We start from the raw sequence: 26,123 nt of genomic DNA on the forward strand, positions 1-26,123 counted from the left end.
CCTCGTCCCCGTACCCTGTCGGTCAACCGCCATACTCGAGCAAAGTTGACCATAAGCGAGCCTCCCATGCCTGCCCAACCCCGCGACAACGCCCCGGTTGATCTGACCCTAGCCACCCGCCCGGCGCTTCGCCACGACTGGTCCCTCGAGGAAATCGAGGCGCTGTTCGCGCTGCCCTTCAACGACCTGCTGTTCCGCGCCCAGCAGGTCCACCGCGCGCACTTCGATCCCAACGCCGTGCAGGTCTCCACCCTGCTGTCGATCAAGACCGGCGCCTGCCCGGAAGACTGCAAGTACTGCCCGCAGTCCGGCCACTACAACACCGGGCTCGGCAAGGAGAAGCTGCTCGAGATCGAGAAGGTGGTGGACCAGGCCAAGGCCGCCAAGGAAGCCGGCGCCAGCCGCTTCTGCATGGGCGCCGCCTGGCGCAGCCCGCGCGAGAAGGACCTGCAGGTGGTGATGGAGATGGTCAGCCGGGTCAAGGCGCTGGGGCTCGAGACCTGCATGACGCTGGGCATGGTCGACGTCGATCAGGCCAAGCGCCTGTCCGAGGCCGGGCTCGACTACTACAACCATAACCTCGACACCTCGCCGGACTACTACGGCGAGATCATCACCACCCGCACCTACGCCGATCGCCTGGAGACGCTTTCCAACGTGCGCGAGGCGGGCATGAAGGTCTGCTCCGGCGGCATCCTGGGCATGGGCGAGGCGCCCCGCGACCGCGCCGCCCTGCTCCAGCAGCTGGTGCGCCTGGAGCCGCATCCCGAGTCGGTGCCGATCAACATGCTGGTCAAGGTGCCGGGCACCCCGATGGAAAACGTCGAGGACATGGACCCGCTGGAGTTCATCCGCGCCATCGCCGTGGCCCGCATCCTGATGCCCAACAGCCACGTGCGCCTGTCCGCCGGCCGCGAGCAGATGGACGAGTCCACCCAGGCCATGGCCTTCCTGGCCGGTGCCAACTCGATCTTCTACGGCGACACCCTGCTGACCACCGGCAATCCCCAGGTCGAGCGCGACCGGGCGCTGTTCGACAAGCTCGGCCTGCACCCGGAGCAGCGCGAGACTTGCGCCGACGACGAGAAGACCGAGGCCGCCCTGGAAGCCGCCATGCGCGAGCGTAAGGACGACGCGATGTTCTACGACGCCACCGGGGCCTGATCCCATGGCCGAGACCTGGTCGCGTCGCCTGGCCGAGCGGGCCGAGGCCCGCCGCGCCGAGGGGCTGTGGCGCGCCCGCCCCACCGTGGGGCGGGAGGACGGCCGGCGCGACTTCGCCGGCAACGACTATCTCGGCCTGGCCCGCGACCCGCGCCTCGCCGAGGCCCAGGCCGAGGGCGCACGGCGCTTCGGCGCCGGCGGCCGGGCCTCGCATCTGGTGTGCGGCCATCAGGAGATTCACGAGGCGCTGGAGCGGCGCCTCGCCGCGCTCACCGGCCGCCCCCGGGCGCTGCTGTTCTCCACCGGTTACATGGCCAACCTGGGCGTGCTGCAGGCGCTGTGCGATCGCCATACACCGGTCTTCCAGGACCGCCTCAACCACGCCTCGCTGATCGACGGCGCGCGGCTCGCCGGCGCCCCCTCGCGGCGCTTCCACCACCGCGACCTCGATGACCTCGAGCGCCTGCTGGCTCGCGCCACTGGCGATGCGCCGGCGCTGGTGGTCAGCGACGGCGTATTCAGCATGGACGGCGACGTGGCCGACGTGGCGGGGCTCGCCGCCACCGCACGCCGCCACGACGCCTGGCTGATGATCGACGACGCCCACGGCCTGGGCGTGCTCGGCGAGGCCGGCGACGGCTGCGCCGGCCGGGCCCACGGCGTCGATGACGTGCCGGTGCTGGTCGGCACCCTGGGCAAGGCGCTGGGCAGCGCCGGCGCCTTCGTGGCCGGCGACGAGGCGCTGATCGAGCATCTCGTGCAGTTCGCCCGGCCCTACGTCTACACCACCGCCCAGCCCCCCGGCGTGGCGGCGGCGACCCTGGCCGCCCTCGACGTGCTCGAGGCCGAACCCGAGCGCCGCGCCCGGCTGCATGAGCGCATCGCGCGCTTCCGCCGCGAGGCCGCCACCCTCGGCCTCGAACTGGACGAATCGTCCACGCCGATTCAGCCGCTGCGCCTCGGCGACAACGCGCGCACGCTGCGTTGGGCCGCCCGGCTCGGCGACGCCGGCCTGCGGGTCGGCGCCATCCGCGCCCCGACGGTGCCGAAAGGCGAGGCGCGGCTGCGTATCACGCTCTCCGCCGCCCACGACGACGACGCCCTGGACGCCCTGCTCGACGGACTGGCCGCCTGCCAGCGGGAGGAGGCCGCATGAGCCAATCACCGACGCGCAAGCTGGTGCTGCTCAGCGGCTGGGGCTGCGACGCCCGAATCTGGCAGGCGCTCGACGGCCACTGGCCGAGCGGGCTCGAGGTCTCCGCGCCGGACTGGCCGGGCTACGGCGAGCGAGCGGCACTCGACGACCCCACCTCGCTGGAGGCCCTGGCCGAGACCATGGCCAGTGAGCTGCCGAGCGACGCCGCCTGGGTCGGCTGGTCGCTGGGCGGCCTGCTGGCCGGCGCCCTGCTCGACCGGCTGCCCACACCCCGCGCCCTGGTGCTGCTGGGCATGGGCGAGCGCTTCCCGCATCCCGAGGGCGTCAGCCGCGCCGCCCTGGCCCAGTTTCGCAAGGCCTTCCGCCGCGATCCGGCGGGCACCCACGCCCATTTCCTGCGCTGGCAGCTCGGCGGCGAGCCGTCGCCCCGGGCCGCCCATCGCCGGCTGCGTGGCCTGCTGGGCAATGAGGCCAGCGCCGACACCGCGACCCTGACCGCGGGCCTCGCCCAGCTCGCCGGGCTCGACAACACCGAGCGCCTCGAAGCACCACCCTGTCCGGTGCATCGCCTGGCCGGCGAGGCCGACCCGCTGCTGGCCCCGGCGGTGCGCGAGCGGGCCGACCTGCGACTGCCCGAGGCCGGCCACTGCCCGCTGCTCAGCCAGCCGGCTCGGCTCGCCCGAGCGCTGGCCGCCATGGCGGCGGCACCCGAGCACACGACGCTGTCCGAGGCCAGGGCCGAGACCATCCAGGAGCCCATGCCATGACCGCCCTGCCGAGTCGCGACCTCAACGCGACTGACGGCGACCAGGATCGCGACTGGCGCGCCCGGGTCGCCCACGCCTTCTCCCGGGCCGCGCCCCACTATCGCGAACGCGCCCAGGCCCAGCAGGCCATGGCCGAGCGGCTACTCGAGCGACTGCCCCACCGTGCCGGTGCCGTGCTGGACCTGGGCTGCGGCCCCGGCGACATGACCGCCGAGCTGGCGCGGCGCTATGTTGATGGCGATGGCGATGACACCTCGATCCACGGCCTCGACCTGGCACCCGGCATGCTGACCGAGGCCAGCCGCCGCCACGGCGAGGCCATCGGCTGGCTGTGCGCCGACGCCGCCGAGCTGCCGCTGCCGAGCGCAAGCCTCGACCTGGTGGCCTCCAACCTGGCCATCCAGTGGTGTCCGGACCTGGACGCGGTGCTCGCCGAACTCGTCCGGGTGCTACGCCCCGGCGGTCGCGCGCTGATCAACACCCTGGCGCCGGGCACGCTGGCCGAGGTCGGCCAGGCCTGGGCGCGCCCCGCCGCCCTGCTCGGCTTCCGCGACGCCGCCCGCCATCGCCGAGCCGCCTACCAGGCCGGCTTCCGCCGCGTCGAGGTCACAGAGCGCCTCGAGCGCTTCCACTACCCCGACCTGTCCGCGGTGATGGCCTCCATCAAGGGCGTGGGTGCCCAGGTAGCGCGCGACGGCGCACGGCTCTCGCGCGCCGACGTGGCCCGCGCCGCCCGTCGCTTCGAAGCCCTGCGCACCGAGCACGGCCTGCCCGTCTCCTATCACCTGCTGACGCTGGAGCTGGAACGCTGAGATGACCGCCTACTTCGTGACCGGCACCGACACCGACGCCGGCAAGACCCTCGTCGCCAGCGGCCTGCTGGCCCAGGCCCGCCGCCGAGGCCTGACCACCCTGGGGCTCAAGCCCGTGGCCTCCGGCTGCGAGTCGACCGCCGAGGGGCTGCGCAACATCGATGCCCTGACCCTGCAGGCCCAGAGCGAGCCGGCCACGCCCTACGCCGTCATCAATCCCTACACCTACGCGCCGCCCATCGCCCCCCACCTGGCAGCCAAGCAGATCGGCGAGCGGCCGACCGTCGACGCCCTGGCCGCACGCGTCGCCGCCCCGCTGGCCGAGCGGCGCGGCCTGACGCTGATCGAGGGCGCCGGCGGCTGGCGAGTGCCGCTCAACGACGACGAGGACCTCGCCGGCCTGGCGGTACGCCTCGAGCTGCCGGTGATCCTGGTGGTCGGCCTCAAGCTCGGCTGCCTGAACCACGCCCGGCTCAGCGCCGAGGCGATTCGCGCCGACGGCCTGCGCCTGGCCGGCTGGGTCGGCAACCTGATCGACCCCGACTTCTCTGCCGACGACGCCTGCTATCGCGACAACCTGGCGACGCTGGCGCGCACCCTGGACGCCCCCTGCCTCGGCATCGTGCCGCGCCTGGGGGCCGAGACCCCGAACAGCAGGGCCGAAGCCGCGGCCGACTACCTGGCCCTTCCCGCTCCCCTCGACGCGAGGCGGGAGGCGCCGGATGCGGATTGACTTGCGCGGGGCCGTCCGTAAAATGTGGACGCCTGCCTACCCGTGCGGATGTGGTGGAATTGGTAGACACGCCAGATTTAGGTTCTGGTGCCTTCGGGCGTGGGAGTTCAAGTCTCCCCATCCGCACCATCCAATCAGCGCCTTCTCGAAACCGAGCACCCGCCTTTGCCAAGCGTCGCGGGGCGATTCGCCGCGCCCGTATCACTCCCACCCGCAGCAACGGAGGCCGAGATGAGCTCCCCCGTCTGGCACCCCTATGCCCACCTCAAGACCCAGGCCCCGTCACCCAAGGTGGTCGGCGGCGAGGGCCCGCGCTTCACCCTGGACACCGGCGAGTCGCTGCTCGACGCCACCTGCTCCTGGTGGTGCATGATCCATGGCTATCGTCATCCGCGGCTGGTCGGGGCCATCCAGCGCCAGGCCGACGAGCTGTGTCACGTGATGCTCGGCGGACTCACCCACGAGCCCGCCGACCGCCTCGCCCGGGAACTGGTGCGCGTCACGCCGGAAGGCCTGAACCACGTGTTCTTCTCCGACAGCGGCTCGGTGGGCATGGAAGTGGCCATGAAGATGGCCGTGCAGTACCACTACCTGCGCGGCCAGCCGGCCAAGCACCGCATGCTGACGCTGATGAAGGCCTACCACGGCGACACCGCCGGCTGCATGGCGGTGTGCGACCCGGAGGAAGGCATGCATTCGCTGTTCACCGGCTTTTTGCCCCGGCACCATTTCGCCCCGGCGCCCACCGCCGGCTTCGACGCCAGTCGGGAGGAGGTGCAGGCCGACCTCGACGCCCTGCGCGCCGTACTGGAAGCCCATCACGACGAGATCGGCGCCCTGCTCATGGAGCCGCTGCTGCAGGCCGCCGGCGGGCTCAACATGACCTCGCCCCACTACCTGCGCGGCGCCCGCGAACTGTGCGACGAGTTCGACGTGCTGCTGATCTTCGACGAGGTGGCCACCGGCTTCGGCCGCACCGGCAGGATGTTCGCCGCCGACCACGCCGACGTCACGCCGGACATCATGGTGCTCTCCAAGGGGCTGACCGGCGGCTATCTGGGCCATGCGGCGACGCTGGCCACCGATCGGGTGCATTCGGCGTTCATCGGGGATAGTCCCGAACATGCCTTTATGCACGGGCCCACCTTCATGGGCAACCCGCTGGCCTGCCGCGTGGCGCTGGAGAGCCTGGCGGTGTTCGAGGAAGACGACTACCTGGGCCGCATCCAGGCGCTCAACGGCGTGCTGCGCGAGGAGCTGGCGGACGATGAGGCGCTGCGCGCCCACCCGGAGGTGGCCGACGTGCGCGTGCTCGGCGCCACCGCGGTGATCGAGGTCCACGACGCCGACTCGCTCGACGGCGTCGCCGACTTCGCCCGCCGCCAGGGCGTGTGGCTGCGCTCCTTCGGCCGCTGGCTCTACACCATGCCCGCCTACATCACCGCGGAAGACGACCTGCGACTCATCACCGGCACCATGAAGGGCTGGTTCCGGCAGGGCTGATCGTCGGGCGCCGGGGCTGGTACAGGCCCCGGCGCCGTGTCAGCCTGGGGCAAAACCCGGAGACGCCCCGATGCCCCTGAGCAAGACCCAAGCCAGCTTCTACCGACGCCTCTACGTGGCCTACCTGGTCGCCGACGGTACCGCCAGCGTGCCGGCGATCATGCGCGCCACCGGCATGCCCCGTCGCACCGCCCAGGACACCATCACCGCCCTGGCCGAACTGGACGTTCGCTGCGAGTTCGAGGCCGAACCCGGCCAGCGCCACAACGTCGGCCACTACGTGATCCGCGACTGGGGCCCCATCGATCCGGACTGGGTGGCTGCCCACGCCGACCGGCTGCGCGTGGCGCTGGGCTATGATGAATAGTCCCTCGACGGCCGAGCCCCGCCCCCTGCCAGGCTGAACACACCACCGACGCAATGGAGGTCCCATGGCGCTGACGCCTTCTACCATGATCGATCTGGGCAGCCCCCTGCCCTCCTTCCGCCTGCCCGATGCCGAGGGCCGGGTGACGGGTAGCGACGACTTTCCCGACCGGCCGCTGCTGGTGGTCTTCATGTGCAACCACTGCCCCTTCGTCAAGCACCTGGCGGACGTCCTGGCCAACGTCGCCCGGGAGTCCCAGGCAAAGGGCCTGGCGGTGGTGGGCATCAACAGCAACGACTATCGGCGCCATCCGGAGGATCGCCCCGAGATGATGCTGGCGGAGGCCCGATCGAGAGGCTACACCTTCCCCTACCTGGTCGATGAGACTCAGGAGGTCGCCCGGGCCTTCCAGGCCGCCTGCACCCCGGACTTCTTCCTGTTCGACCGCGATCACCGGCTCGCCTACCGCGGCCAGTTCGACGCCAGCCGCCCCGGGAAGGAAGGTCCGGTGACCGGCGAGGACCTCTGCGCCGCCATCGATGCCGTGCTGGCCGGGAGCGCACCGTCGCCGGACCAGCAACCGTCCATCGGCTGCAACATCAAATGGAAATGACGGCGGGCCCGACGCCTCGGCTCAGCCGTCACCCATGGCCTCGTCGATGACGGCCTGGCAGCGCAGGCGCGCCGGCCGGTCGCACAGGCCGGCCCAGTAGGCCTCGAACTCCGGGCGCCTGGGCAAGGTGCCGACCTCCATGCCCCAGCCGATGTGCGAACCGACATAGACGTCCGCCGCGCTGAAGGCATCTCCCGCCAGATGGCGACGCCCGGCGACCGCCGAGGCCAGGGTCTCGATGACCGCCTCGACGCTGCCGAAGCCCAGTCGCATCTGCTGCTCCGCCGTCGGCGAGAACCCGCAGTCCTGCAGGGAGAGCGCCGCCTCCACGGGGCCGGCGGCGAAGAACAGCCAGCGGTAGTAGGCGCCGCGCTGCTCGGGGGCCGGGGCCAGGCCCGCCTCGGGGAAGGCATCGGCGAGATAGGCACAGATCGCCGCGGCCTCGGTGACCACGACCTCACCATGACGAAGGGCCGGCACCTTGCCCATCGGATTGATCGCCAGGTAGTCCGGGGCCTTCATGGCGGCGCCGTAGTCGAGCACCTCACGGCGATAGGGCACGCCGAGCTCCTCGAGCATCCAGTGCACGATGGCGCCCCGCGACAAGGGGTGGGTATAGAAGACCAGCGTCGATTCCATCTCGAACGACCTCGCCAGGGGGACGGACCCTCAGGATAGTCGCCGCGGCCATATTCGGCGCGTTTCAGCGTCGTCACGGGGCCACGGCGGCCGTCGCCGCCGGGCCCGCGTCTCACGAGCCGCGCCCGCGCATGTCGAGGAGCGGCGGAGCGAGGCCCACCGCGGCACGCCTCGCCCGAGGTCGCGATCAGATCTCGAAACCGAGGCCGAAATCCTCGGCGGAGATCGCCATCAGCGAATCCGCCCCCGCCTCGGCAGCCTGCTTGTGGCCGCGGGTCCGCGGCAGCAGCCGCTCGAAGTAGAAGCGTGCAGTATCGATCTTGGCCCGGTAGAAGGCCGGCTCCTCGGTGCCGGCGTCGAGCGCCGCGCGCGCCTGCTTGACGGCACGGGCGAACAGGTAGGCCAATGTCACGTAGCCCGCGTACATCAGGTAGTCGACGCTGGCCGCCCCCACTTCCTCGCGATCGCTCATGGCCTTCATGCCGATCCCCATGGTCAGCTCGCCCCACTCGGCATTGAGCTTGGCCAGCGGCCGGACGAACTCCGCCAGCCCCGGGGTAGCCTGCTCGGCCTCGCAGAACTTGTGGATCTCCTTGGTGAAGACCTTGAGGGTCTCGCCCTGGCTCATCAGCACCTTGCGGCCCAGCAGATCCAGGGCCTGGATCCCGGTGGTGCCCTCGTAGAGCCGGGTGATGCGGGCATCGCGCACCAGCTGCTCCATGCCCCATTCCTGGATGAATCCATGGCCCCCGAATACCTGCACGCCCTCGTTGGTGGCCTCGAAGCCGACCTCGGTGAGAAACGCCTTGACGATGGGCGTGAGCAGGCCGAGCAGCGTGTCGGCGCGCTCGCGCTCGGCCACGTCCTCGCCGTGCTCGACCACGTCGACCAGTTGCGCCGTGTAGAGCGTGAGCATCCGGCCGCCTTCGGCGAAGGCCTTCTGGGTCAGCAGCATGCGACGCACGTCCGGGTGCACGATGATCGGGTCGGCGGGCCTGTCCGCGGCCTTGGCACCGGAGAGGGCACGCATCTGCAGCCGATCCCGGGCGTAGGCCAGGGCGTTCTGGAAACTGGCCTCGGCGAGCCCCAACCCCTGGATGCCTACCCCGATGCGCGCGGCGTTCATCATCGTGAACATGCACGCGAGCCCGCGGTGGGGCTGCCCCACCAGGAAGCCCCTGGCGCCATCGAAGTTCATCACGCAGGTGGCGTTGCCGTGGATCCCCATCTTGTGTTCCAGCGAGCCGCAGCTCACCCCGTTGCGCTCGCCCGGCGCGCCACCGGCCTCGGGCAGGTACTCCGGCAAGTGCTTCGGCACCACGAACAGCGAGATGCCCTTGGACCCCTCGGGGGCGTCCGGCAGCTTGGCCAGCACCAGGTGGACGATGTTCTCGGCCAGGTCATGCTCGCCGGCGGAGATAAAGATCTTCGTCCCCGTCACGGCGTAACTGCCATCGTCGTTGGGCACCGCCCGGGTCTTGATCAGGCCGAGATCGGTGCCGCAGTGGGGCTCGGTCAGGCACATGGTGCCGGTCCAGGTGCCCTCCACCAGCTTCGAGAGATAGGTGGCCTGCAAGGCCGCGCTGCCGTGGTGGCGCAGGGCATCGGCGGCCCCGTGGGAGAGCCCCGGGTACATGCCCCAGGCCAGGTTGGCCGAACAGATCATCTCCGACAGCACCATGGACAGCGAGGGCGGCAGGCCCTGGCCACCGTGCTCGGGAGACGCCGCCAGGCCCGGCCAGCCGCCCTCGACGTACTGCCGGTAGGCGGCCTTGAAGCCGCGCGGCGTCTTGACCTCGCCGCCCTCCAGCAAACAGCCCTCGCGGTCGCCGCTCTGGTTCAGCGGCAACAGTACCTCCCGGGCGAAGCGCCCGCCCTCCTCGAGGATCGCCGCCACCACGTCCGGGGTGGCTTCCTCGCCACCGGGCAGCCCCGCATAGTGGGTCGGGTAGTCCAGCAGCTCTTCCATCACGAAACGCATGTCGCGCAGCGGGGCCTGGTAATCGGGCATCTCGTCTCTCCACTAAGGGTCGCCTGACATCGGGCGCAGGAACACGACCGAGGCCACAATCAAACACATGTTTGAAATTACGCCCGCGCGAAAGGGCAGTCAAGCGTTCGTTTTAGAGCGAAGGCGTGAGGCGTGAGGCGTGAGGCGTGAGGCGTGAGGCGTGAGGCGTGAGGCGTGAGGCGTGAGGCGTGAGGCGTGAGGCGTGAGGCGTGAGCAGGGAGTGGCTCGCCTGTCGGGCGAGCAACACCCTCGAGGCTTTCTCGAGGATGTTGCGCTTCCAGCTTATGGCTGACGGCTTATCACTCAGGGCGACGCCGGGTCATTGCATGCGGATGCCGCCGTCCAGGCGGATCACCTCGCCGTTGAGCATGGGATTGGTGACGATCTGCTCGGCCAGCCGGGCGTACTCGTCCGGCCGCCCCAGCCGCTTGGGAAACGGCACCGCCGCCGACAACGCCGCCACGGCATCCTCGGGGATGTCGCTCATCATCGGCGTCTCGAATACTCCCGGGGCGATGGCCATCACGCGGATACCGTGGCGCGACAGCTCCCGGGCCGCCGGCAGGCTCATGCCCACCACCCCGGCCTTGGAGGCGCTGTAGGCACACTGCCCCACCTGGCCGTCGAAGGCCGCCACCGAGGCGGTATTGATGATCACCCCACGCTCGCCATCCTCGCCCGGCGCGTTCCCGGCCATGGCGGCCGAGACCAGGCGCATGACGTTGAAGGTGCCCACCAGGTTGATCTGCACGGTGCGCGCATAGGCCTCGAGGTCGGCGGGGTTGCCCTCGCGGTCGAGCAGCTTGGCCACGCTGACCACGCCGGCGCAGTGCACCACCCCGGCCAGGCCCCGCTCGCCCCCCAGGGCCACGGCGGCATCCACCGCGGCCTGGATGTCGTCGGCCGAGGTGACGTCGCCGCGCACCGCGCGCGCCGCCTCGCCCAGGCGCTCGGCATGGGCCTCGACGGCCTCGCTGAGGTCGCACAGCACCACCCGGCCGCCGGCGGCCACCAGGCGCTCGGCGGTGGCCGCTCCCAGTCCGGAGGCGGCGCCGGTGATCAGAAAGGCATTGTCCTTCACTTGCATCGAAAACTCTCCAGGGTCAGGGGGCGGCCGTCGCCGCCTTGTCGGCGGCATCCGCGCGCAGCTTGAAGCGCTGGATCTTGCCGCTGGGGGTCTTGGGCAGGGCATCGACGAACTCGATCTCCCGCGGGAAGGCGTGGGTCGAGAGGCGCTCGCGTACCTGCTGGCGGATCTCGTCGGCCAGCGACTCGCTCGGCTCGAAGCCCTCGCGCAGCACCACGTAGGACTTGATGATCTCGCCGCGGATCTCGTCGGGCTGGCCGACGGCGGCGGACTCGGCCACGGCGGCATGGGTGAGCACGGAATTCTCCACGTCGGTGGGCCCCACCCGATAGCCGGCGGTGGTGATGATGTCGTCGTCGCGGCCGGCGAACTGGAAGGTGCCGTCCTCGTTGCGCATCACCACGTCGCCGGTGAGGTAGTAGCCCTCGGCGAAGGGATGCTTCTCCTGCCAAGTGTAGCCGGGGAAGAAGTGGGCCGGAGAGCGGGCGATATCCACCGCCAGCACGCCGGGCTCGCCGGGGGGCAGCTCGCGATACTCGGCGTCGAGGATCGCCAGGCGATAGCCCGGCATCGGCACGCCCATGCCGCCGACGTGCTTGGGATGCTCGAGGGCATGATGGTTGCAGCAGGTCATGCCGGTCTCGGTCTGGCCGTAGTGGTCCATCACCGGACAGCCCAGCGCGCTCTCCACCCAGGTCACCACCTCGGTGTTGAGCGGCTCGCCGGCGGAGCTGGCCCGCCGCAGCTCGAGGGTCTCGTGGGCGTCGTCGAACAGGCCCGAGGCCTTCATCAGACGATAGGCGGTGGGCGCGGCGGCGAAGTTGGTGATGCGGTGGCGCTTCATGAAGGCCAGGGCCCCCTCGGCGCTGAAGCCGGCCTCGCAGAAGTGGGTGGTCACGCCCAGCAGCAGCGGTCCGGCGATGGCGTAGTAGAGCCCGTAGGCCCAGCCCGGATCGGCCATGTTCCAGAAGCGGTCGCTGGGCTCGAGGCCGATGGCCAGCTCCATGTAGAGGGCGAAGGCCGGCAGCGCCGCGAGCGGCACGGCCACGCCCTTGGGCTTGCCCACCGTGCCGGAGGTGAACATCTGCAGGAAGGGGGCGTCCGGCGACTGGCGCGGCGGGGCGGTGACGATGGGCGCCCCGGCCAGGGCCTCGGCCCAGTCCAGGTCATCGCCGTGATCGCCATCGGGGCCACCCACGGCGAGCACCGGTGGGCAGCCGGCCAGGCCGTCGAACTTGCCGCGGTTGGCGTGATCGGTGATCACCAGCCGGGTATCGGCACGGCCCAGGCGGTACTCCACCGAGTCCGGGCCGAAGGCGGTGAACAGCGGCTGGTAGACCGCTCCGATGCGCCAGCTGGCGAGCACCGCGATCAGCAGCTGCGGCGAGCGCGGCAGCATGCAGGCGATGCGATCGCCCTCCCCCAGGCCACGGCGCTCGAGCCAGCCGGCGAGCCTCTCGCTCTGGGCGGCCAGCTCGGCGTAGGTCAGGGTGGTCACCCGACCCTCGGCATCCTCCTGCACCAGGGCCGGCACCTCGCCGCGACCCTCGCGCAGGTGGCGGCCACAGCAGGCCTCGAAGGCGTTGAGCCGGCCATCGCGGTGATCGTCGAGGCGGTCGACCACCGCCTCCACGGAGAAGTCGTCGAGATAGGCCGCGTAGTCGGAAAGCGTCGCTGTTGTGCTCATGGGCTGCCCTCTGGCTGACGGCCCCGTGACGGGGCCTGTTGTGCTTGTTGTCGGCGCTCGGCCGTCTGCCGGCGCGCTCCGTGCCGGATAGCGACCACGCCAATATGCCGTTGACGTAAACGTTACCCTAGCAAGCGCTAGGGTCAAGCTAGAGACTTCCCGGCGACGGGGCAAGGCGTAAAGGGGTTGAAGGCGACTAGACGATGGTCGAGCCCGCCGGACGACGGGCGACACGGGGGGATCAGCGGCGGGGCATCAGCAGCATGGCGATGAGCTCGCGGGCCAGGTCGTCCGGGCTGCGCGCACCGGCGGGATCGTACCAGCGCACGGTCCAGTTGAGCGCGCCCATCACGAAGCGCGACACCAAAAAGCGGTCGCCCTGGATCAGGCCGGCGGCCAGGGCCTCGTCGATGACCGCCTCCCACAGGGCTTCGTAGGCATCGCGCAGATGGCTGAGATGGGCGCGGGCCTCGCCGTCCAGGCGGCGCCACTCGTAGAGCGCCACCACGTGGGCGTTGCGGTCGGTGAGCAGGGTTTCCAGGTGGGCCCGGGCCATGGCGTGCAACCTCGCTTCCGGGTCGCTGTCGCAATCATCGAGGGCCGCACGGGCGATGCTCAGGGCGTTCTCGGTGCCCTCCTCGATCACCGCGGCGAGGATCTCCTGCTTGTCGCGGAAGTGATGGAAGAGGCTACCCGACTTGATACCCATTTCCTGGGCCAGCATGCGTACCGTGGTACGGTCGAAGCCCTCCTGGACGAACAGCTGGGCGGCCTGGCGCGTAAGCTCCTTGCGGCGCGGCGAGTCATTCATTACATTCATCGACGTTTACACTAGCGCTTGCTTGGTTGCCCCCGAGAGAACCATAGCCCCGCCGGCAGGTCAACGCGCCGCCCGGCTTGGCGCCTCACAATCACAACCCTCGACGTCGGGAGACCCCCCATGAGCGATTCCCAAGACATCGTCTTCCTCTCCGCCACCCGCACGCCCATGGGCGGCCTGCTGGGCAGCCTGTCCGGCCTCGCCGCCCCCGAGCTCGCCGCCACGGCGATCCGCGCCGCCATCGAGCGCGCCGGCATCGAGGCCGATGCCATCGACGAGGGCATCCTGGGCTGCGTGCTACCCGCCGGCGTCAAGCAGGGCCCGGCCCGCCAGGCCATGCGCCAGGCCGGCATCCCCGACGCCATCGGCGCCACCACCGTCAACAAGCTGTGCGGCTCCGGCATGAAGGCCACCATGCTGGCCCATGACCTGATCCGCGCCGGCAGTGGCGACATCCTGCTGGCCGGCGGCATGGAATCGATGTCCAACGCGCCTCACGTGTTGACCAAGGCACGCGGCGGCTACCGACTGGGCCACGGCGAACTCAAGGATCACATGTTCCTGGACGGCCTCGAGGACGCCGAGACGGGGCAGCTGATGGGCGGCTTCGCCCAGCAGGTGGCCAGCGCCCGGGACTATTCCCGCGAGCGCCTGGACGACTTCGCCATCGCCTCCCTCGAGCGGGCCATGACCGCCACCAACGCCGGCCACCTGGATGCCGAGATGGCCCCGGTCACGGTCCCCGGCCGACACGGCGATACCCTCGTCGAGCGCGACGAGCAGCCCTTCCAGGCCAAGCTCGACAAGATCCGCTCGCTGCGCCCGGCCTTCGCCAAGGACGGGACCATCACCGCTGCCAACTCGAGCTCCATCTCCGACGGCGCCTCGGCGCTGATCCTGGCCAGTCGGGCCGCGGCGGACCGCGCAGGCGCCAGGCCCATCGCCCGCATGCTGGGCCACAGCACCCACTCGCGGCATCCCAGCGAGTTCACCATCGCCCCGGTCGGCGCCATCGAGAAGCTGATGACCAAGCTCGGCTGGGGCGTGGCCGACGTCGACCTGTTCGAGATCAACGAGGCCTTCGCCGTGGTCACCCTGATCGCCATGGACGACCTGGGCCTGCCCCACGACAAGGTCAACGTCTTCGGCGGCGCCTGCGCCCAGGGCCACCCCATCGGCTCCACCGGCTCGCGCATCATCGCCACCCTGATTCACGCCCTGCGCACCCGGGGCGGCAAGCGCGGCATCGCCAGTCTGTGCATCGGCGGCGGCGAGGCCACGGCGGTGGCCATCGAGCTGGTCGACTGACGCCGACCGCGGTGGAAGGGGCCGGGTGCTGGCATGCCGCGTCGCCAGCCTCGCCCTCTTCCTCGCCGTCTTGCCCCTTGGCGGTCGGCCTCCTGGCACGGAGGCCTCGCCTCGCGCCTCACTGCCGGGCCGGCTGGCTAATATGAGCCATGGCTCATAGGATGGTCGCTCCAGCCTCGCTTCGCGGATTCCTGTCATGCCCTCGCCATCGCGCCACCCGCTGGCCATCATCGTCATCGCCCAGCTGTTCGGCACCTCGCTGTGGTTCAGCGTCAACGGCGTGGGCCTGTCGCTGGCCACCGACCTGGGGCTCACCGATGCCGACCTGGGCCGGCTGACGCTGGCCGTCCAGGCCGGTTTCATCCTCGGCGCCCTGGGGCTCGCCACCAGCGGGCTCACCGACCGCTTCCGCGCCAGCCGCGTGTTCGCCACCGCCTGCCTGGCCGGCGCCCTGGCCAATGCCGGCTTCATGCTGGCCGCCCCACACCCCGCGTTCGCCCTGGTGCTGCGCTTTCTCACCGGCGTCTGCCTGGCGGGCATCTATCCGCTGGGCATGAAGCTGGTGATCGGCTGGACGCCACGCTACACCGGAGCGGCGCTATCCTGGCTGCTGGGCATGCTGACGCTGGGCACCGCCCTGCCCCACCTGCTGCGCGGTGCCACCCTGGGGCTACCCTGGCAGTGGCCGCTGCTGGGCGCCTCGGCGCTGGCGCTCGCCGGCGGCGCCCTGGTGCTCGCCCTCGGCGACGGCCCTCACCTGCCGCCACCCGGTGGCCGGGCACGCCTACGCGAGGGGCTGGCCGCGCTGCGCGATACTCGCTTCCGAGCCCTCGCCGGCGGCTACTTCGGCCATTGCTGGGAACTCTATGCGGTATGGACCCTGACGCCCTTCCTGGTCGGCCGCGAGCTCGCCCGGCTCTCGGCCTCGCCGGCGCTGGTGCCTTGGCTGGCCTTCGCCGTGATCGCGCTGGGGGCGGTGGGCTGCGTGCTGGGCGGGCGGCTGAGCCGGCGACTGGGCAGCCTGCCGGTGGCCCGGGGCGCGCTCGGCGTCTCGGGGCTGATCTGCTTGGGCTATCCGTTACTGGCGAACCTGTCGCCCTGGTGGCTGCTGGCGCTGATGGCGCTGTGGGGACTGACGGTGATCGCCGATTCGCCCCAGTTCTCCGCCCTGGCCGCGGCCAATGCGCCACGCGCCCACATCGGCTCGACCCTGGCGGTGATGAACGCCATCGGCTTCGGCCTGACGTTGCCCGGCATCTGGTTGACGACCACGCTGTGGGCCTCCCAGGGGCCATGGGCGATCTGGTGGCTGCTGCCGGGCCCGGTGCTGGGACTCTGGAGCCTGCGTGGCACGCCCTCTCGGGGCGAAGGGACGGTGTGACCGCCCCGTTTCAACAGAGCGCCGCGCGGCGCGCCGGCCGCCCGCCCATCTCGTTCAGCCGTGCCGCCAAGCCGTTCAGCCGCTCGGCATCGCCCTCGGCGGCGGCGGCGAGCGTCGACAGCGCCCAGTCGGGCAGCTCGACGGACAGGCGGTAATGCACCCATTGTCCGGCGCGACGGCCCTCCAGCAGGCCGCAGCGGCGCAGCTGGGCCAGGTGGCGCGATACCTTGGGCTGGGAGAGCCCGAGGGCTTCGGTCAGCTCGCAGACACAGAGCTCGCCCTGGTGGCGAATCAGCAGCACCAGCATCAGGCGGGTGTCGTCGGCCAGGCACTTGAAGACCTGCACGGGGGTCGGTGGTATCACGGTGTCGTCGCCTCCTCGGTTATTCTTCCCACCATGTGACGCTTGCCCCTCAAGCATCGCGGGGCAGCGCCAGGGCCAACGCCGCACTGGCCGCCACCAGCGCCGCCGACACGGCCAGGCAGGCGGCCAGCCCCTCGGCCTGGTAGAGCCAGCCGGACAGCAGCGTCCCGGCGAGCCGCCCCATGGCGTTGGCCATGTAATAGAAACCCACGTCCATGGACACGCCTTCGGCCCGGGCGAAGCGCACGATCAGGTAGCTGTGCCAGCTCGAATTGACGGCGAACAGCACGCCGAAGGCCAGCAGGCCGGCCACCAGCCACCCCACCTCGGCCAGGGGCAGCAGGGCCAGCAATGCCGGCAGGCCGGCCAGCAACACCGCCAGCCCCGCGGTGATGCGACGCGGACTCGTGCCGAGATGGCGGGTCAGCCGCGGCGCCTGGGTCTGGACCCCGCCGTAGCCGATCACCCAGACGGCCAGCAACCCGCCCACCGTCCAGTGGCTCCAGCCGTGCTGGTCATACAGGAACACCGGCAGCGCTACCACGAACCACACGTCCCGAGCGGCGAACAGGCACAGCCGCGCCGCCGAGAGCACATTGACCGCCTTTGAGGAGGAGAACGCCTCGCTGAACCTGGGCTTGCGTTTACCCCGCCCCAGGTCGGCCCTGAGCCGAACCAGCGACAGCGCCAGCACGGCGGCAAGCATCGCCGCCATGGCGATCACCGCGCCCCGAAAGCCGATCAGCGTCAGCAGCAGCCCGCCGAGGAAGAAGCCGGCGCCCTTCAACGCGTTCTTCGAGCCGGTAAGGATCGCCACCCAGCGGTAAAGGGCCCCCTGGGCGCCGCGCTCGGGTACCAGTACCTTGACCGCGCTCTTGGCGCTCATCTTGTTGAGGTCCTTGGCGATGCCCGACAGCGCCTGGGCGGCCATCACCCAGGGCACGGTCAGGGCCGCGGCGGGCACCATCAGCATGGAAAGCGCCACGATCTGCAGGCCGAGCCCGACGTTCATGGTGCGGTTGAGGCCGAGCCGCGCGCCCAGCCAGCCGCCCACCAGGTTGGTAACCACGCCGAAGGCCTCGTAGAAGAGGAACAGCAGCGCCACCTCCAGCGGCGTGTAGCCCAACTGGTGGAAGTGCAGCACCACCAGCATGCGCAGCGCGCCATCGGTGAGGGTAAAGGCCCAGTAGTTGCCGGTGATCAGCAGGTACTGACGGATCTCGAAGGGCAGCGCCTGGAGTCGAGCGACAAGCGACTCAGCCATGCCGCCCCCGTTCACCGCCCACCTTTATCGCCAGTTCGGCGGTTCGGTTGGCGTAGCCCCATTCGTTGTCGTACCAGGCGTAGAGCTTCAGCTGGGTTCCGTTGACCACCATGGTCGAGGGCGCATCGATGATCGAGCTGCGCGGGTCGGTGCGGTAGTCGATGGACACCAGCGGGCGCGTCTCATAGCCAAGAATCCCGGCCAGCGGCCCCTGGGCGGCGGCCTCGAGGGCGGCGTTGACCGTCTCCGCCGTGGTCTCGCGCGCAAGCTCGAAGACCATGTCGGTCAGCGAGGCATTGGCCAGCGGCACCCGCACGGCGTGGCCGTTCAGCTTGCCCTCGAGCTCGGGAAAGATCGCCGTGATCGCCTTGGCCGAGCCGGTGGTGGTGGGAATCAGGCTCATGCCGCAGGCACGCGCTCGGCGCCAATCCTGGTGGGGAGCATCGAGGATCGTCTGGGTGTTGGTGATATCGTGCACCGTGGTCATCGAGCCGTGGCGGATGCCGAAGGTCTCGTGGATCACCTTGACCACCGGGGCCAGGCAGTTGGTGGTGCAGCTGGCCGCGGTGACGATGCGATGGCGGGCGGGGTCGAAGGCGTCGTCGTTGACGCCCATCACCACGTTGAGCACGCCCTCCTCCTTGACCGGCGCCGAGACCACCACCCGCTCGACGCCCTGATCCAGGTAGGCCTGCAGCTTTTCCTTCGACTTCATCTTGCCCGAGCACTCGACGACCACATCGCAGCCGGACCAGTCGCTGTCGGCCAACAGGTGGTGGGCGCCGAAGGCGATACGCCGGCCATCGATCACCAGGCCGTCGTCCTCGGCCCGGATGCCCCGTCCCGGCGACCAGTGGCCGTGGACCGAATCGAACTCCAGCAGGTGGGCGAAGGTGGCGGCGTCGCCGCCGGGGTCGTTGAGGCGCACCACCTCGACCTCGCCGGCCTCGACGCGCGGCCATAGGCTGCGCAGCACGAGGCGTCCGATGCGGCCGAAGCCGTTGATGCCGATGCGAAGTGTCATGTCGTTCTCCGATGAGATGAAAGGATGGTTCCGACGAGCTGTCACGCCTGGGGCAGATCGTCCCGGGCCTTGATTTCCAGCCACAGCGAGAGGCGCAGCCGGATCTCCCGCAATGCCTGCTCATAGGCATTCTCGCGTTCGATCAGACGTGGATCGCGGATGTCCCAGTAGAGATGCTCGTCGCTGCTGCCCCGCCAGTCGCGGCAAGCCTGCTGCACCTTGTCGCAGAGCACGATCACTGCATCGAAGTGTTCACCGGCGAAATCATCCAGCGACTGGCTGGCCAGCCCCTCGGTGGCAATGCCCTGCTTGTGGAGCGTCGCCAGGGCCATCTCATGGGGGTAATCCGGTTCAGTGCCGGCACTCGATGCCGCGAAACGGTCTCCCGCCAGGTGGCGCAACAGGGCCTCGCCCATCAATGAGCGAGCGGAGTTGGCGTTGCACAGGAAGAGCACGCTCTGCTTGGCCATGTGCAGATCTCCTGAGGATATATGGAATTTCATATATACAAGACGGAGATGTCAAATCCGTGACAGCCAGAAACGACGACGGGGAGGCGTGGCCGCCTCCCCGTCGATCCCTCATGCTCGCGCCGCGATCAACCGTAACGGCCGGTGATGTAGTCCTCGGCCTTCTTGGTGGCCGGGTTGGAGAACATGGTCTGGGTGTCGTTGTACTCGACCAGCTCGCCGAGGTGGAAAAACGCCGTGTAGTCGGCGACCCGCGCGGCCTGCTGCATGTTGTGGGTCACGGTGATGATGGTGAACTGCTGCTTGAGCTTGTCCATCAGGTCCTCGATGGTCGCCGTGGAGATCGGGTCCAGGGCCGAGGTCGGCTCGTCCATCAGGATCACATCGGGCTGCACGGCGATCGCCCGGGCGATGCACAGGCGCTGCTGCTGGCCGCCGGACAGCGAGGTGCCGGGGTCCTGCAGCTTGTCCTTGACCTCCTCCCAGAGCCCGGCGTCGCGCAGCGAGCGCTCCACCAGTTCGTCGGTGTCGGCCTTGCGGCTCACCAGGTCATGCATGCGCGGCGCATAGGCGATGTTGTCGTAGATCGACTTGGGGAAGGGATTGGGCTTCTGGAACACCATGCCCACCCGGCGACGCAGCGCCACCTCGTCCATCCTGGTCTCGTTGACGTCGCGACCGTCCATCTCCACCAGGCCGGCAATGCTCACGCTGGGGATCAGGTCGTTCATGCGATTGAGGCAGCGCAGGAAGGTCGACTTGCCACAGCCGGACGGGCCGATCAGCGCCGTGATGTTCTTCTGGTAGACGTCGATGTTGATATCGCGCAGCGCCTGGCTGGCGCCGTACCACAGGTTGAGGTCGCGCACGCGCACGCTCAGTTCGTGGTTGGCCTGCTCGTTTCGGGTCACCGGGGCCCCGGCCGCCGGCTCGCCCGCGCTGTGACCGGTCATGGGCGTCATGCTCCGCTGGGCAACTTGAATGTTCATCTTGGCATGTCCTGTGTCGGGCCGCATGGGTTACCAGCGACGTTCGAATTTCTTGCGCAGCACCACGGCGGTGGCGTTGAGGGTAATCAGCACGCTGAGCAGCACCAGGATGCCGCCGGAGGTCTTCTCGATGAAGGCACGGTCGGGCTCGCCCGCCCAGGTAAAGATCTGCGCCGGCAGCACCGTGGCGGCTTCGCCGAACGAGGCGGTGACATCGGGGATGAAGGCCACCATGCCGACGATGATCAGCGGCGCCGTCTCGCCCATGGCCTGGGCCAGGCCGATGATCGAGCCGGTCATGATGCCCGGCAGGGCCAGGGGCAGGACGTGGTCGCGAACCACCTGCCAGCGCGAGCAGCCCACTCCGAAGGCGGCATGGCGGATCGAGTCCGGCACGCTGCGCAGCGCCGTACGGGTGGCGATGATGATCACCGGCAGGGTCATCAGCGCCAGCGTCAGGCCACCGACCAGCGGCGAGGAGCGCGGCACGCCGAAGAAGTTGATGAAGATCGCCAGGCCCAGCAGGCCGAACAGGATCGAGGGAATGGCCGCCAGGTTATTGATGTTGATCTCGATCAGCTGGGTAAAGCGGTTGTCCGGGGCGAACTCCTCGAGATACACCGCGGTCATCACGCCGATCGGGAAGGACACCGCCAGGGTCACCAGCAGGGTCATCACCGTGCCCATGGCGGCGGCGGCGATGCCGGCGAGCTCGGGCATCTTGGAGTCGCCGCGGCTGAAGAAAGTGGTGTTGAAGCGCAGCTCGGCGCGACCCTCGTCCACCAGGCGATCGACCACCGCCTGCTGGCCCGCGTTGAGCCGCGAATGGTGGCCCTTGAGGTACTGGTCGACCTGGCCATCGGCCAGCACCCACTCCATGCGGGTAGTGCCGAGCAGGCCGGCATTGTCTTCCATGCGGCCCGGAATCAGCCGCAGGTAGCCGCGGCTGACCAGCGGGCGGACGTCCTCCTGGACGGCGGCCAGGGGCAGTTCGGCGGCGCGTTCGCTGTAGTCGACCTCGACCTGGATCTGCGCCTGCTGGAAGGCCGGCAGGCCCTTGACCAGCATGTCGGCGAAGAACAGCACCAGGAACAGGCCGGCCAGCCCCAGGGCGCCCATGGACACCCACTTGAGGCGGGCGGACTTGCGATGACGACGCCGGAGCTGGGCGCTGATCTCGTCGAAGGATTGGCTCATCGGAATGGCTCCCAGCGTTAGAGGTTGTTGATCCGGTACTTCTCGCGGAACCGGCGGATCATGATCACCGAGACCAGGTTCAGCGACAGGGTCACCGCGAACAGCACCAGCCCCAGGGCGAAGGCCGAAAGGGTCTCGGCGCTGGCGAACTCCTGATCGCCGGTCAGGGCGGCGACGATGCGCACCGTCACGGTGGTCATGTCCTCGAAGGGGTTGGCGGTCAGGTTGGGCCGCATGCCGGCGGCCATCACCACGATCATGGTCTCGCCCAGCGCCCGGGAGACCGCCAGCAGCGAGGCGGAGATGATGCCCGGCAAGGCCGCCGGCACCACCACGTCGCGGATGGTCTCGGCCTTGGTCATGCCCAGCGCCAGCGAACCCTGCCGCATGCTGTCCGGGACCGAGTTGATGACGTCATCGGACAGCGAGGAGATGAAGGGAATGATCATGATGCCCATGACGATGCCCGGGGCCAGGGCGTTGTTGAACGAGGCGTCGATCCCGAAAGCGCCGGCCACATCGACGATGATCGGGGCGACGGTAATGGCGGCGAAGAAGCCATAGACCACGGTGGGAATGCCGGCCAGTACCTCGAGTACCGGCTTGGCCAGGGTCCGCACGCGGGCCGGCGCGAACTCGGCCATGTAGATCGCCGCCAGCAGCCCCACGGGAATCGCCACCAGCATGGCGATGGCGGTGATCATGAAGGTGCCGGCGAACAGTGGCACCGAGCCGAACTGGGCGGCGCTGCCACCCTCCTCGGCACGCCCGGCGGCCTCGAGGAAGCTGGCCCCGGGATTCCAGGTGGTGCCGGTGATGAAGTCCCAGAAGCTCTGCATCTGGAAGAAGCGGATGGCCTCCCCCACGATGGAGATCAGGATCCCGAACGTCGTGAAGATCGAGATCAAGGCGGCGCCGGCCAGGATGAAGCGGATGACCCGCTCGATGGCCTTACGCGCATGGAAATCGGGGCGCACCAGGCCGATGCCGGCGGCCAGTCCCGCACAGGCCACGACCAGGCTGGCGGCCAGCAGGTAGAGGGGCGGAATCGCGGCGCCCAGCAGCAGCATCGCGAAGGCGCCCACCGCCCCCACGAGAATCGCCGGCCCGGCGGTGGACAGCACGCTGAACCAGGCATACTGATCGGGCTGCGCGTACATGGACGTGCCGGTGGCGCGCACCTTGGCGGCCTTGGCCCGCCCCAGGAAGAAGGCTATCAGACCCAGCACCAGCAAGGTGCCGCAGAACAGCGCGAGGATTTGATTGGTCTGCATAGTTGTCTCTCGGCGGAATGGATCCGCGGGGCTGAAAGCGTCGCCCCGCCGGAACGTGCGCCGGCCGGCAGCCCCAGGCTGCCGGCCGGTTCAGGGCTGTAACCCGGCCTCTTACTTGAGGTCGGCCAGCTCGAGCGTCTCGTGATTCTCGACCGCGCTGCGCGCCTCGGCACGCATGTCTTCCGGGGCCGGGATCAGGCCGATGCCCTTGAGGTAGCCCAGCTCGCCGACCATCTGCTCGCTCATGAACAGGTTGGCGTACTCGTACATGGCCGGCACTTCATCGGCGTGCTGGTTCTTGATGTAGAAGAACATGGAGCGTGACACCGGGTACTCGCCGCTGCCGATGGCCTCCGGCGTCGGCTCGACGCCGTCGATGCTGGACCCGATCAGGCTGTCGGCATTTTCCTCGAGGAAGGAGTAGCCGAAGATGCCGAAGGCCTCGGTGTTCTCGGCCAGGCGCTGGACGATCAGGTTGTCGTTCTCGCCAGCGTCGATGAAGGCGCCGTCGGTACGGATATCGGTGTAGCCCTCACCGCCGTAGGCCTCCATGTCCTCGGAGGCGGCTTCCATCACCAGCTCCTCGAACGCATCGCGGGTGCCGGAGGTGGTGGGCGGCCCGTAGACGGCGATCTCGCGCTCCGGCAGCGCGGCATCGATGTCGCTCCACTGGGTGTAGGGGTTGTCGACCAGCTCGCCGTCGACCGGCACCTGGGCGGCCAGCGCCAGGAAGATCTGTTCCAGGGTCACCTCCATTGCCTCGTTGGCGCTGGACTGGGCGAAGGCGATACCGTCATAGCCAATGAAGGCCTCGGTGATGTCGGTCACGCCGTTCTCGGCACAGCGCTCGAACTCGGAGGGCTTCATGCGACGCGAGGCGTTGGTGATGTCCGGGGTATCCTCGCCGACGCCGTTGCAGAACAGGCGCGCGCCGCCGCCGGAGCCGGTGGACTCGATGACCGGGGTCGGGTAGTCGGTGGTGGCGCCGAACTCCTCGGCCACGTAGCTGGCAAACGGATAGACGGTGCTGGACCCGACGATGCGAACCTGGTCGCGGGCCTGGGCGACACCGACCACGCCCATGACGGCGGCAGCGATAGCGGTGGTCTTGAGGATGCGGTTCATGGAGAAGGCTCCTGTTCTGAGAAGTGATCATCCTGCGCGAGACACACGATGCCCCACGAAAATGACAGCTTCATGACAAGGAGCGCGCGACGCGCGGCAGGCACGAACTCAGATCAGCAACCCCAGGGCCGCCAGGGTGCACAGCAGCAGCGACGCCTGCTGCAGGCGCCGGCGATCGAGACGATCGGCCGTCCGCGCGGCCAGGCGATGCCCCAGCCACAGGGCCGGCAGGAAGCTCGCCGACACGCCCAGGTGCCAGGGCGTGACCCGACCCGCCAGGGCCAGGGTCGCCAGCGTCATCAAGGTGGTGATCAAGAAGAAGGCCGCCAGGTTGCCGCGCACGCGATCCGGGGCCATGCCCTGCATCAATAACACCATGGGCGGGCCGCCGATGGCCGCCACGGTGCCGAACACGCCGGACAGGATACCGGCAATGAACAGGGTCAGCCGGTTGAGCGGCAGCCGCGCGCGACTCAGGCTGACGCCCACCGCGAACAGCACGCCCAGGGCGATCCAGCGCTCGAGCCAGGCCGCCGAGGCGGTCACCAGCAGCGCCAGGCCCAGCGCATTGCCCGGCAAGCGCCCCAGCAGGGCCACCCCGATATCGCCCAGACGCACCTCGTGGCGATAGTGACGCAGCATCAGCAGCGAAAGCATGAAGCCCATCAGCACCAGGGTCACCGGCACCAGGCGCGGCTCCAGCATCAGCAGCAGCGGTGCCCCGACCACCGCGAGACCGAAGCCGGTCGCGCGCTGTACGAAGGCGCCGAGGGTCAGGATCGCGGCGGCCCCCGCCCAGCGCCACAGAGGCATATCGAACCACGCCAGAAGCCCATCAATCATGACGGCGCACCCCGCCCAAGCGGCCAGACGCTATCCACCTCGCGCGCTGCACGAAGGCGCCGAGGGTCAGGATCGCGGCGGCCCCCGCCCAGCGCCACAGAGTCATATCGAACCACGCCAGAAGACCATCAATCATGACGGCGCACCCCGCCCAAGCGGCCAGACGCTATCCAACTCGCGCGCTGTACGAAGGCGCCGAGGGTCAGGATCGCGGCGGTGCCTACCCAGCGCCACAACGGCATGTCGCGCCACAGGAGAATATCGTCAAGCATTGGCGGCCCGCCCCACCAGCCCCCGCAGGGCCAGGTTGCCGACCAGCGACACCAGCAGCATGGTCAGCACCATCGGCCAGGCGCTGTCGACCTCGAAGGCGCTGACCACCACCCCGGCCAGGGCCCCGCAGCAGAACTGGATGCAGCCAAGCAGCGCGGTGGCGGTGGCGCTCATGTGACTGAAGTGCTCCAGATAAGACGACATGGCATTGGGGGTGATCAGCCCGACCGTGCCCATGAACAGCATGATCAGCGGGACCACGGTGACCAGCGAGTCGAGCCCGGCGGCCACCAGCGCGACCAGGGTCACGGCCACCCCGAACTGGACGCCGAGCCCCAGGCGCATGTTCTGCTGGGGCGTGCGTCGCCTCAGCAACTGGATATTCAGGCGATTGGAGGCGGCCATGACCACCACGTTGGCGCCGAACACCAACGGGTAGGTGGCCGGCGACACGCCGTAGTGGGTCATGTAGAGAAAGGGCGAGGCGGTGATGAAGGCGAACATCCCGGAGAAGGTCGCGGCCACCGAGAGCACATAGCCCATGCCCTCGCGATGGCGCAGCACGCTGGCGTAGTTGCGCAGCACCTGGCGCGGCGAGGCCACCGGGGCATCCGGGGCCCGGGTCTCCGGCAGCCGGGTGCCCATGAACCACAGCAGGAAGGCCGCATAGGCGGCCAGGAAGGCGAAGATCAACCACCAGTCGGCCAGATACAACAGGCCGCTGCCCACCGCCGGGGCCACCAGCGGGGCCAGCATCAGGATCATCGCCATGGTCGACATCACCTTGGCCGCCTCGCGTCCGCTGAAACAGTCGCGCACGATGGCCGCCGAATTGACCACGCAGGCCCCGCCGCCGAGGGCCTGGATGAAGCGCCAGGTCAGCAACTCGCCGAGCGACTCGACCCAGATGATCATCAGGCTGGCCAGCAGGAAGATCACCAGCCCGGTCAGCAGCACCGGACGGCGCCCGAGGCGATCGGACATCGGCCCCCCGGCCAGCTGGCCGAAGGCGAAGCCGAGCAGGAAGACGCTGATCGACAGCTCGGTATGGTGGATGCTTTCCCCCACCGCCTCGGCCAACGCCGGCATGGCCGGCAGGTAGGCATCGATGGCGAAGGGAGCCAGGGCGGTATTGATGGCGACCAGCAGGGCCACGCGTCGGGCGTTGAGGGTCAAGGAGCCTCCAGAACGATATCCACTAGGGCGCTAATGGTAACCCAAGTGCCGACCTCTTGCCGGAATCACCTATATT

General features: G+C 69.5%; 25 protein-coding genes and 1 tRNA gene. 11 read left to right on the top strand and 15 right to left on the bottom strand.

Annotated elements, in window-relative coordinates; all coding sequences use genetic code 11:
• Positions 1-66: 66 nt before the first annotated feature.
• From bioB to ACXAFN_RS00280, 9 genes are all read left to right on the top strand, one after another.
• Entirely contained in the window at positions 67-1,164 is a 1,098-nt protein-coding gene (gene bioB / locus ACXAFN_RS00240; RefSeq protein WP_474985187.1) for a biotin synthase BioB, read from the top strand.
• A gap of 4 nt (positions 1,165-1,168) precedes the next feature.
• Positions 1,169-2,320, top strand: a complete 1,152-nt coding sequence (bioF, locus tag ACXAFN_RS00245) for an 8-amino-7-oxononanoate synthase (RefSeq protein WP_474985189.1) — start codon at positions 1,169-1,171, stop codon at positions 2,318-2,320.
• Positions 2,317-3,087, top strand: coding sequence for an alpha/beta fold hydrolase (locus ACXAFN_RS00250; protein WP_474985191.1), 771 nt, complete (start codon positions 2,317-2,319; stop codon positions 3,085-3,087). The genes bioF and ACXAFN_RS00250 overlap by 4 nt, the downstream gene beginning before the upstream one ends.
• The gene (locus tag ACXAFN_RS00255) at positions 3,084-3,899 is read left to right on the top strand and encodes a methyltransferase domain-containing protein (RefSeq protein WP_474985193.1); all 816 of its coding nucleotides are present in this window, start codon (positions 3,084-3,086) and stop codon (positions 3,897-3,899) included. Before ACXAFN_RS00250 ends, ACXAFN_RS00255 begins: the two co-directional genes overlap by 4 nt.
• 1 nt (position 3,900) lies before the next feature.
• Positions 3,901-4,632, top strand: a complete 732-nt coding sequence (bioD, locus tag ACXAFN_RS00260) for a dethiobiotin synthase (RefSeq protein WP_474985195.1) — start codon at positions 3,901-3,903, stop codon at positions 4,630-4,632.
• A gap of 44 nt (positions 4,633-4,676) precedes the next feature.
• Positions 4,677-4,761: transfer RNA gene (locus tag ACXAFN_RS00265), tRNA-Leu, on the top strand.
• Positions 4,762-4,863: 102 nt separating this feature from the next.
• Positions 4,864-6,135 carry an adenosylmethionine--8-amino-7-oxononanoate transaminase gene (bioA, locus tag ACXAFN_RS00270; protein WP_474985197.1) on the top strand — a complete coding sequence of 424 codons (1,272 nt, stop codon included), beginning with the start codon at positions 4,864-4,866 and terminating at the stop codon, positions 6,133-6,135.
• 70 nt (positions 6,136-6,205) lie between these two features.
• Entirely contained in the window at positions 6,206-6,502 is a 297-nt protein-coding gene (locus ACXAFN_RS00275) for a winged helix-turn-helix domain-containing protein (protein WP_474985198.1), read from the top strand.
• Between the two features lie 64 nt (positions 6,503-6,566).
• Positions 6,567-7,115, top strand: a complete 549-nt coding sequence (locus ACXAFN_RS00280; RefSeq protein ID WP_474985200.1) for a thioredoxin family protein — start codon at positions 6,567-6,569, stop codon at positions 7,113-7,115.
• Positions 7,116-7,136: 21 nt separating this feature from the next.
• On the opposite strand, the gene ACXAFN_RS00285 is transcribed toward ACXAFN_RS00280, so the two are convergent.
• The 5 genes from ACXAFN_RS00285 to ACXAFN_RS00305 form a co-directional block, all read right to left on the bottom strand.
• Positions 7,137-7,754: a glutathione S-transferase family protein gene (locus tag ACXAFN_RS00285; protein ID WP_474985202.1), complete on the bottom strand. Its 618-nt coding sequence runs from the start codon at positions 7,752-7,754 to the stop codon at positions 7,137-7,139.
• A gap of 187 nt (positions 7,755-7,941) precedes the next feature.
• Positions 7,942-9,765 (bottom strand): acyl-CoA dehydrogenase C-terminal domain-containing protein, encoded by a 1,824-nt coding sequence (locus ACXAFN_RS00290; RefSeq protein ID WP_474985204.1) that lies wholly within the window; start codon positions 9,763-9,765, stop codon positions 7,942-7,944.
• 319 nt (positions 9,766-10,084) lie between these two features.
• Positions 10,085-10,852, bottom strand: coding sequence for an SDR family NAD(P)-dependent oxidoreductase (locus ACXAFN_RS00295; RefSeq protein WP_474985206.1), 768 nt, complete (start codon positions 10,850-10,852; stop codon positions 10,085-10,087).
• Between the two features lie 16 nt (positions 10,853-10,868).
• Positions 10,869-12,539 (bottom strand): AMP-binding protein, encoded by a 1,671-nt coding sequence (locus ACXAFN_RS00300; protein ID WP_474985208.1) that lies wholly within the window; start codon positions 12,537-12,539, stop codon positions 10,869-10,871.
• A 241-nt stretch (positions 12,540-12,780) separates the two neighbouring features.
• Positions 12,781-13,350, bottom strand: coding sequence for a TetR/AcrR family transcriptional regulator (locus ACXAFN_RS00305; protein ID WP_474985210.1), 570 nt, complete (start codon positions 13,348-13,350; stop codon positions 12,781-12,783).
• A gap of 129 nt (positions 13,351-13,479) precedes the next feature.
• Between ACXAFN_RS00305 and ACXAFN_RS00310 the strand changes: the two genes are divergently transcribed.
• Both ACXAFN_RS00310 and ACXAFN_RS00315 read left to right on the top strand, forming a co-directional pair.
• Positions 13,480-14,667, top strand: a complete 1,188-nt coding sequence (locus ACXAFN_RS00310; RefSeq protein ID WP_474985212.1) for an acetyl-CoA C-acyltransferase — start codon at positions 13,480-13,482, stop codon at positions 14,665-14,667.
• A 196-nt stretch (positions 14,668-14,863) separates the two neighbouring features.
• On the top strand, positions 14,864-16,048 hold the full coding sequence (locus ACXAFN_RS00315; RefSeq protein WP_474985214.1) for an MFS transporter: 1,185 nt from the start codon (positions 14,864-14,866) through the stop codon (positions 16,046-16,048).
• Positions 16,049-16,058: 10 nt separating this feature from the next.
• Here ACXAFN_RS00315 and ACXAFN_RS00320 read toward each other — a convergent pair whose 3' ends face one another.
• The 10 genes from ACXAFN_RS00320 to ACXAFN_RS00365 all read right to left on the bottom strand — a co-directional run bounded on the left by ACXAFN_RS00320 (position 16,059) and on the right by ACXAFN_RS00365 (position 26,047).
• Positions 16,059-16,355, bottom strand: a complete 297-nt coding sequence (locus ACXAFN_RS00320) for a metalloregulator ArsR/SmtB family transcription factor (RefSeq protein ID WP_474987430.1) — start codon at positions 16,353-16,355, stop codon at positions 16,059-16,061.
• Positions 16,356-16,461: 106 nt separating this feature from the next.
• Positions 16,462-17,676: an organoarsenical effux MFS transporter ArsJ gene (gene arsJ / locus ACXAFN_RS00325; RefSeq protein WP_474985216.1), complete on the bottom strand. Its 1,215-nt coding sequence runs from the start codon at positions 17,674-17,676 to the stop codon at positions 16,462-16,464.
• Positions 17,669-18,700, bottom strand: coding sequence for an ArsJ-associated glyceraldehyde-3-phosphate dehydrogenase (locus ACXAFN_RS00330; RefSeq protein WP_474985217.1), 1,032 nt, complete (start codon positions 18,698-18,700; stop codon positions 17,669-17,671). The genes arsJ and ACXAFN_RS00330 overlap by 8 nt, the downstream gene beginning before the upstream one ends.
• Before the next feature lie 41 nt (positions 18,701-18,741).
• Positions 18,742-19,170 carry an arsenate reductase ArsC gene (locus tag ACXAFN_RS00335; protein WP_474985219.1) on the bottom strand — a complete coding sequence of 143 codons (429 nt, stop codon included), beginning with the start codon at positions 19,168-19,170 and terminating at the stop codon, positions 18,742-18,744.
• Between the two features lie 128 nt (positions 19,171-19,298).
• The gene (pstB, locus tag ACXAFN_RS00340) at positions 19,299-20,081 is read right to left on the bottom strand and encodes a phosphate ABC transporter ATP-binding protein PstB (RefSeq protein WP_474987432.1); all 783 of its coding nucleotides are present in this window, start codon (positions 20,079-20,081) and stop codon (positions 19,299-19,301) included.
• Positions 20,082-20,189: 108 nt separating this feature from the next.
• Positions 20,190-21,356 (bottom strand): phosphate ABC transporter permease PstA, encoded by a 1,167-nt coding sequence (gene pstA, locus ACXAFN_RS00345; RefSeq protein WP_474985221.1) that lies wholly within the window; start codon positions 21,354-21,356, stop codon positions 20,190-20,192.
• Positions 21,357-21,373: 17 nt separating this feature from the next.
• A complete protein-coding gene (gene pstC, locus ACXAFN_RS00350) occupies positions 21,374-22,630 on the bottom strand; it encodes a phosphate ABC transporter permease subunit PstC (RefSeq protein WP_474985223.1) in 1,257 nt (418 codons plus the stop codon).
• A 111-nt stretch (positions 22,631-22,741) separates the two neighbouring features.
• Positions 22,742-23,755 carry a substrate-binding domain-containing protein gene (locus ACXAFN_RS00355; RefSeq protein WP_474985225.1) on the bottom strand — a complete coding sequence of 338 codons (1,014 nt, stop codon included), beginning with the start codon at positions 23,753-23,755 and terminating at the stop codon, positions 22,742-22,744.
• 108 nt (positions 23,756-23,863) lie between these two features.
• Positions 23,864-24,598: a sulfite exporter TauE/SafE family protein gene (locus ACXAFN_RS00360; protein WP_474985227.1), complete on the bottom strand. Its 735-nt coding sequence runs from the start codon at positions 24,596-24,598 to the stop codon at positions 23,864-23,866.
• 264 nt (positions 24,599-24,862) lie between these two features.
• Entirely contained in the window at positions 24,863-26,047 is a 1,185-nt protein-coding gene (locus ACXAFN_RS00365; protein WP_474985229.1) for a multidrug effflux MFS transporter, read from the bottom strand.
• Between the last annotated feature and the right edge of the window lie 76 nt (positions 26,048-26,123).

The sequence above is a fragment of the Halomonas sp. ABH4_019 genome (genome assembly GCF_056159885.1).

Excerpts from the sequence above, each read along its gene's own strand:
- bioB (WP_474985187.1), top strand. The coding sequence starts at position 67 with ATGCCTGCCCAACCCCGCGACAACGCCCCGGTTGATCTGACCCTAGCC.
- bioF (WP_474985189.1), top strand. The coding sequence starts at position 1,169 with ATGGCCGAGACCTGGTCGCGTCGCCTGGCCGAGCGGGCCGAGGCCCGC.
- ACXAFN_RS00250 (WP_474985191.1), top strand. The coding sequence starts at position 2,317 with ATGAGCCAATCACCGACGCGCAAGCTGGTGCTGCTCAGCGGCTGGGGC.
- ACXAFN_RS00255 (WP_474985193.1), top strand. The coding sequence starts at position 3,084 with ATGACCGCCCTGCCGAGTCGCGACCTCAACGCGACTGACGGCGACCAG.
- bioD (WP_474985195.1), top strand. The coding sequence starts at position 3,901 with ATGACCGCCTACTTCGTGACCGGCACCGACACCGACGCCGGCAAGACC.
- bioA (WP_474985197.1), top strand. The coding sequence starts at position 4,864 with ATGAGCTCCCCCGTCTGGCACCCCTATGCCCACCTCAAGACCCAGGCC.
- ACXAFN_RS00275 (WP_474985198.1), top strand. The coding sequence starts at position 6,206 with ATGCCCCTGAGCAAGACCCAAGCCAGCTTCTACCGACGCCTCTACGTG.
- ACXAFN_RS00280 (WP_474985200.1), top strand. The coding sequence starts at position 6,567 with ATGGCGCTGACGCCTTCTACCATGATCGATCTGGGCAGCCCCCTGCCC.
- ACXAFN_RS00285 (WP_474985202.1), bottom strand. The coding sequence starts at position 7,754 with ATGGAATCGACGCTGGTCTTCTATACCCACCCCTTGTCGCGGGGCGCC.
- ACXAFN_RS00290 (WP_474985204.1), bottom strand. The coding sequence starts at position 9,765 with ATGCCCGATTACCAGGCCCCGCTGCGCGACATGCGTTTCGTGATGGAA.
- ACXAFN_RS00295 (WP_474985206.1), bottom strand. The coding sequence starts at position 10,852 with ATGCAAGTGAAGGACAATGCCTTTCTGATCACCGGCGCCGCCTCCGGA.
- ACXAFN_RS00300 (WP_474985208.1), bottom strand. The coding sequence starts at position 12,539 with ATGAGCACAACAGCGACGCTTTCCGACTACGCGGCCTATCTCGACGAC.
- ACXAFN_RS00305 (WP_474985210.1), bottom strand. The coding sequence starts at position 13,350 with ATGAATGACTCGCCGCGCCGCAAGGAGCTTACGCGCCAGGCCGCCCAG.
- ACXAFN_RS00310 (WP_474985212.1), top strand. The coding sequence starts at position 13,480 with ATGAGCGATTCCCAAGACATCGTCTTCCTCTCCGCCACCCGCACGCCC.
- ACXAFN_RS00315 (WP_474985214.1), top strand. The coding sequence starts at position 14,864 with ATGCCCTCGCCATCGCGCCACCCGCTGGCCATCATCGTCATCGCCCAG.
- ACXAFN_RS00320 (WP_474987430.1), bottom strand. The coding sequence starts at position 16,355 with ATGCTGGTGCTGCTGATTCGCCACCAGGGCGAGCTCTGTGTCTGCGAG.
- arsJ (WP_474985216.1), bottom strand. The coding sequence starts at position 17,676 with ATGGCTGAGTCGCTTGTCGCTCGACTCCAGGCGCTGCCCTTCGAGATC.
- ACXAFN_RS00330 (WP_474985217.1), bottom strand. The coding sequence starts at position 18,700 with ATGACACTTCGCATCGGCATCAACGGCTTCGGCCGCATCGGACGCCTC.
- ACXAFN_RS00335 (WP_474985219.1), bottom strand. The coding sequence starts at position 19,170 with ATGGCCAAGCAGAGCGTGCTCTTCCTGTGCAACGCCAACTCCGCTCGC.
- pstA (WP_474985221.1), bottom strand. The coding sequence starts at position 21,356 with ATGAGCCAATCCTTCGACGAGATCAGCGCCCAGCTCCGGCGTCGTCAT.
- pstC (WP_474985223.1), bottom strand. The coding sequence starts at position 22,630 with ATGCAGACCAATCAAATCCTCGCGCTGTTCTGCGGCACCTTGCTGGTG.
- ACXAFN_RS00355 (WP_474985225.1), bottom strand. The coding sequence starts at position 23,755 with ATGAACCGCATCCTCAAGACCACCGCTATCGCTGCCGCCGTCATGGGC.
- ACXAFN_RS00360 (WP_474985227.1), bottom strand. The coding sequence starts at position 24,598 with ATGATTGATGGGCTTCTGGCGTGGTTCGATATGCCTCTGTGGCGCTGG.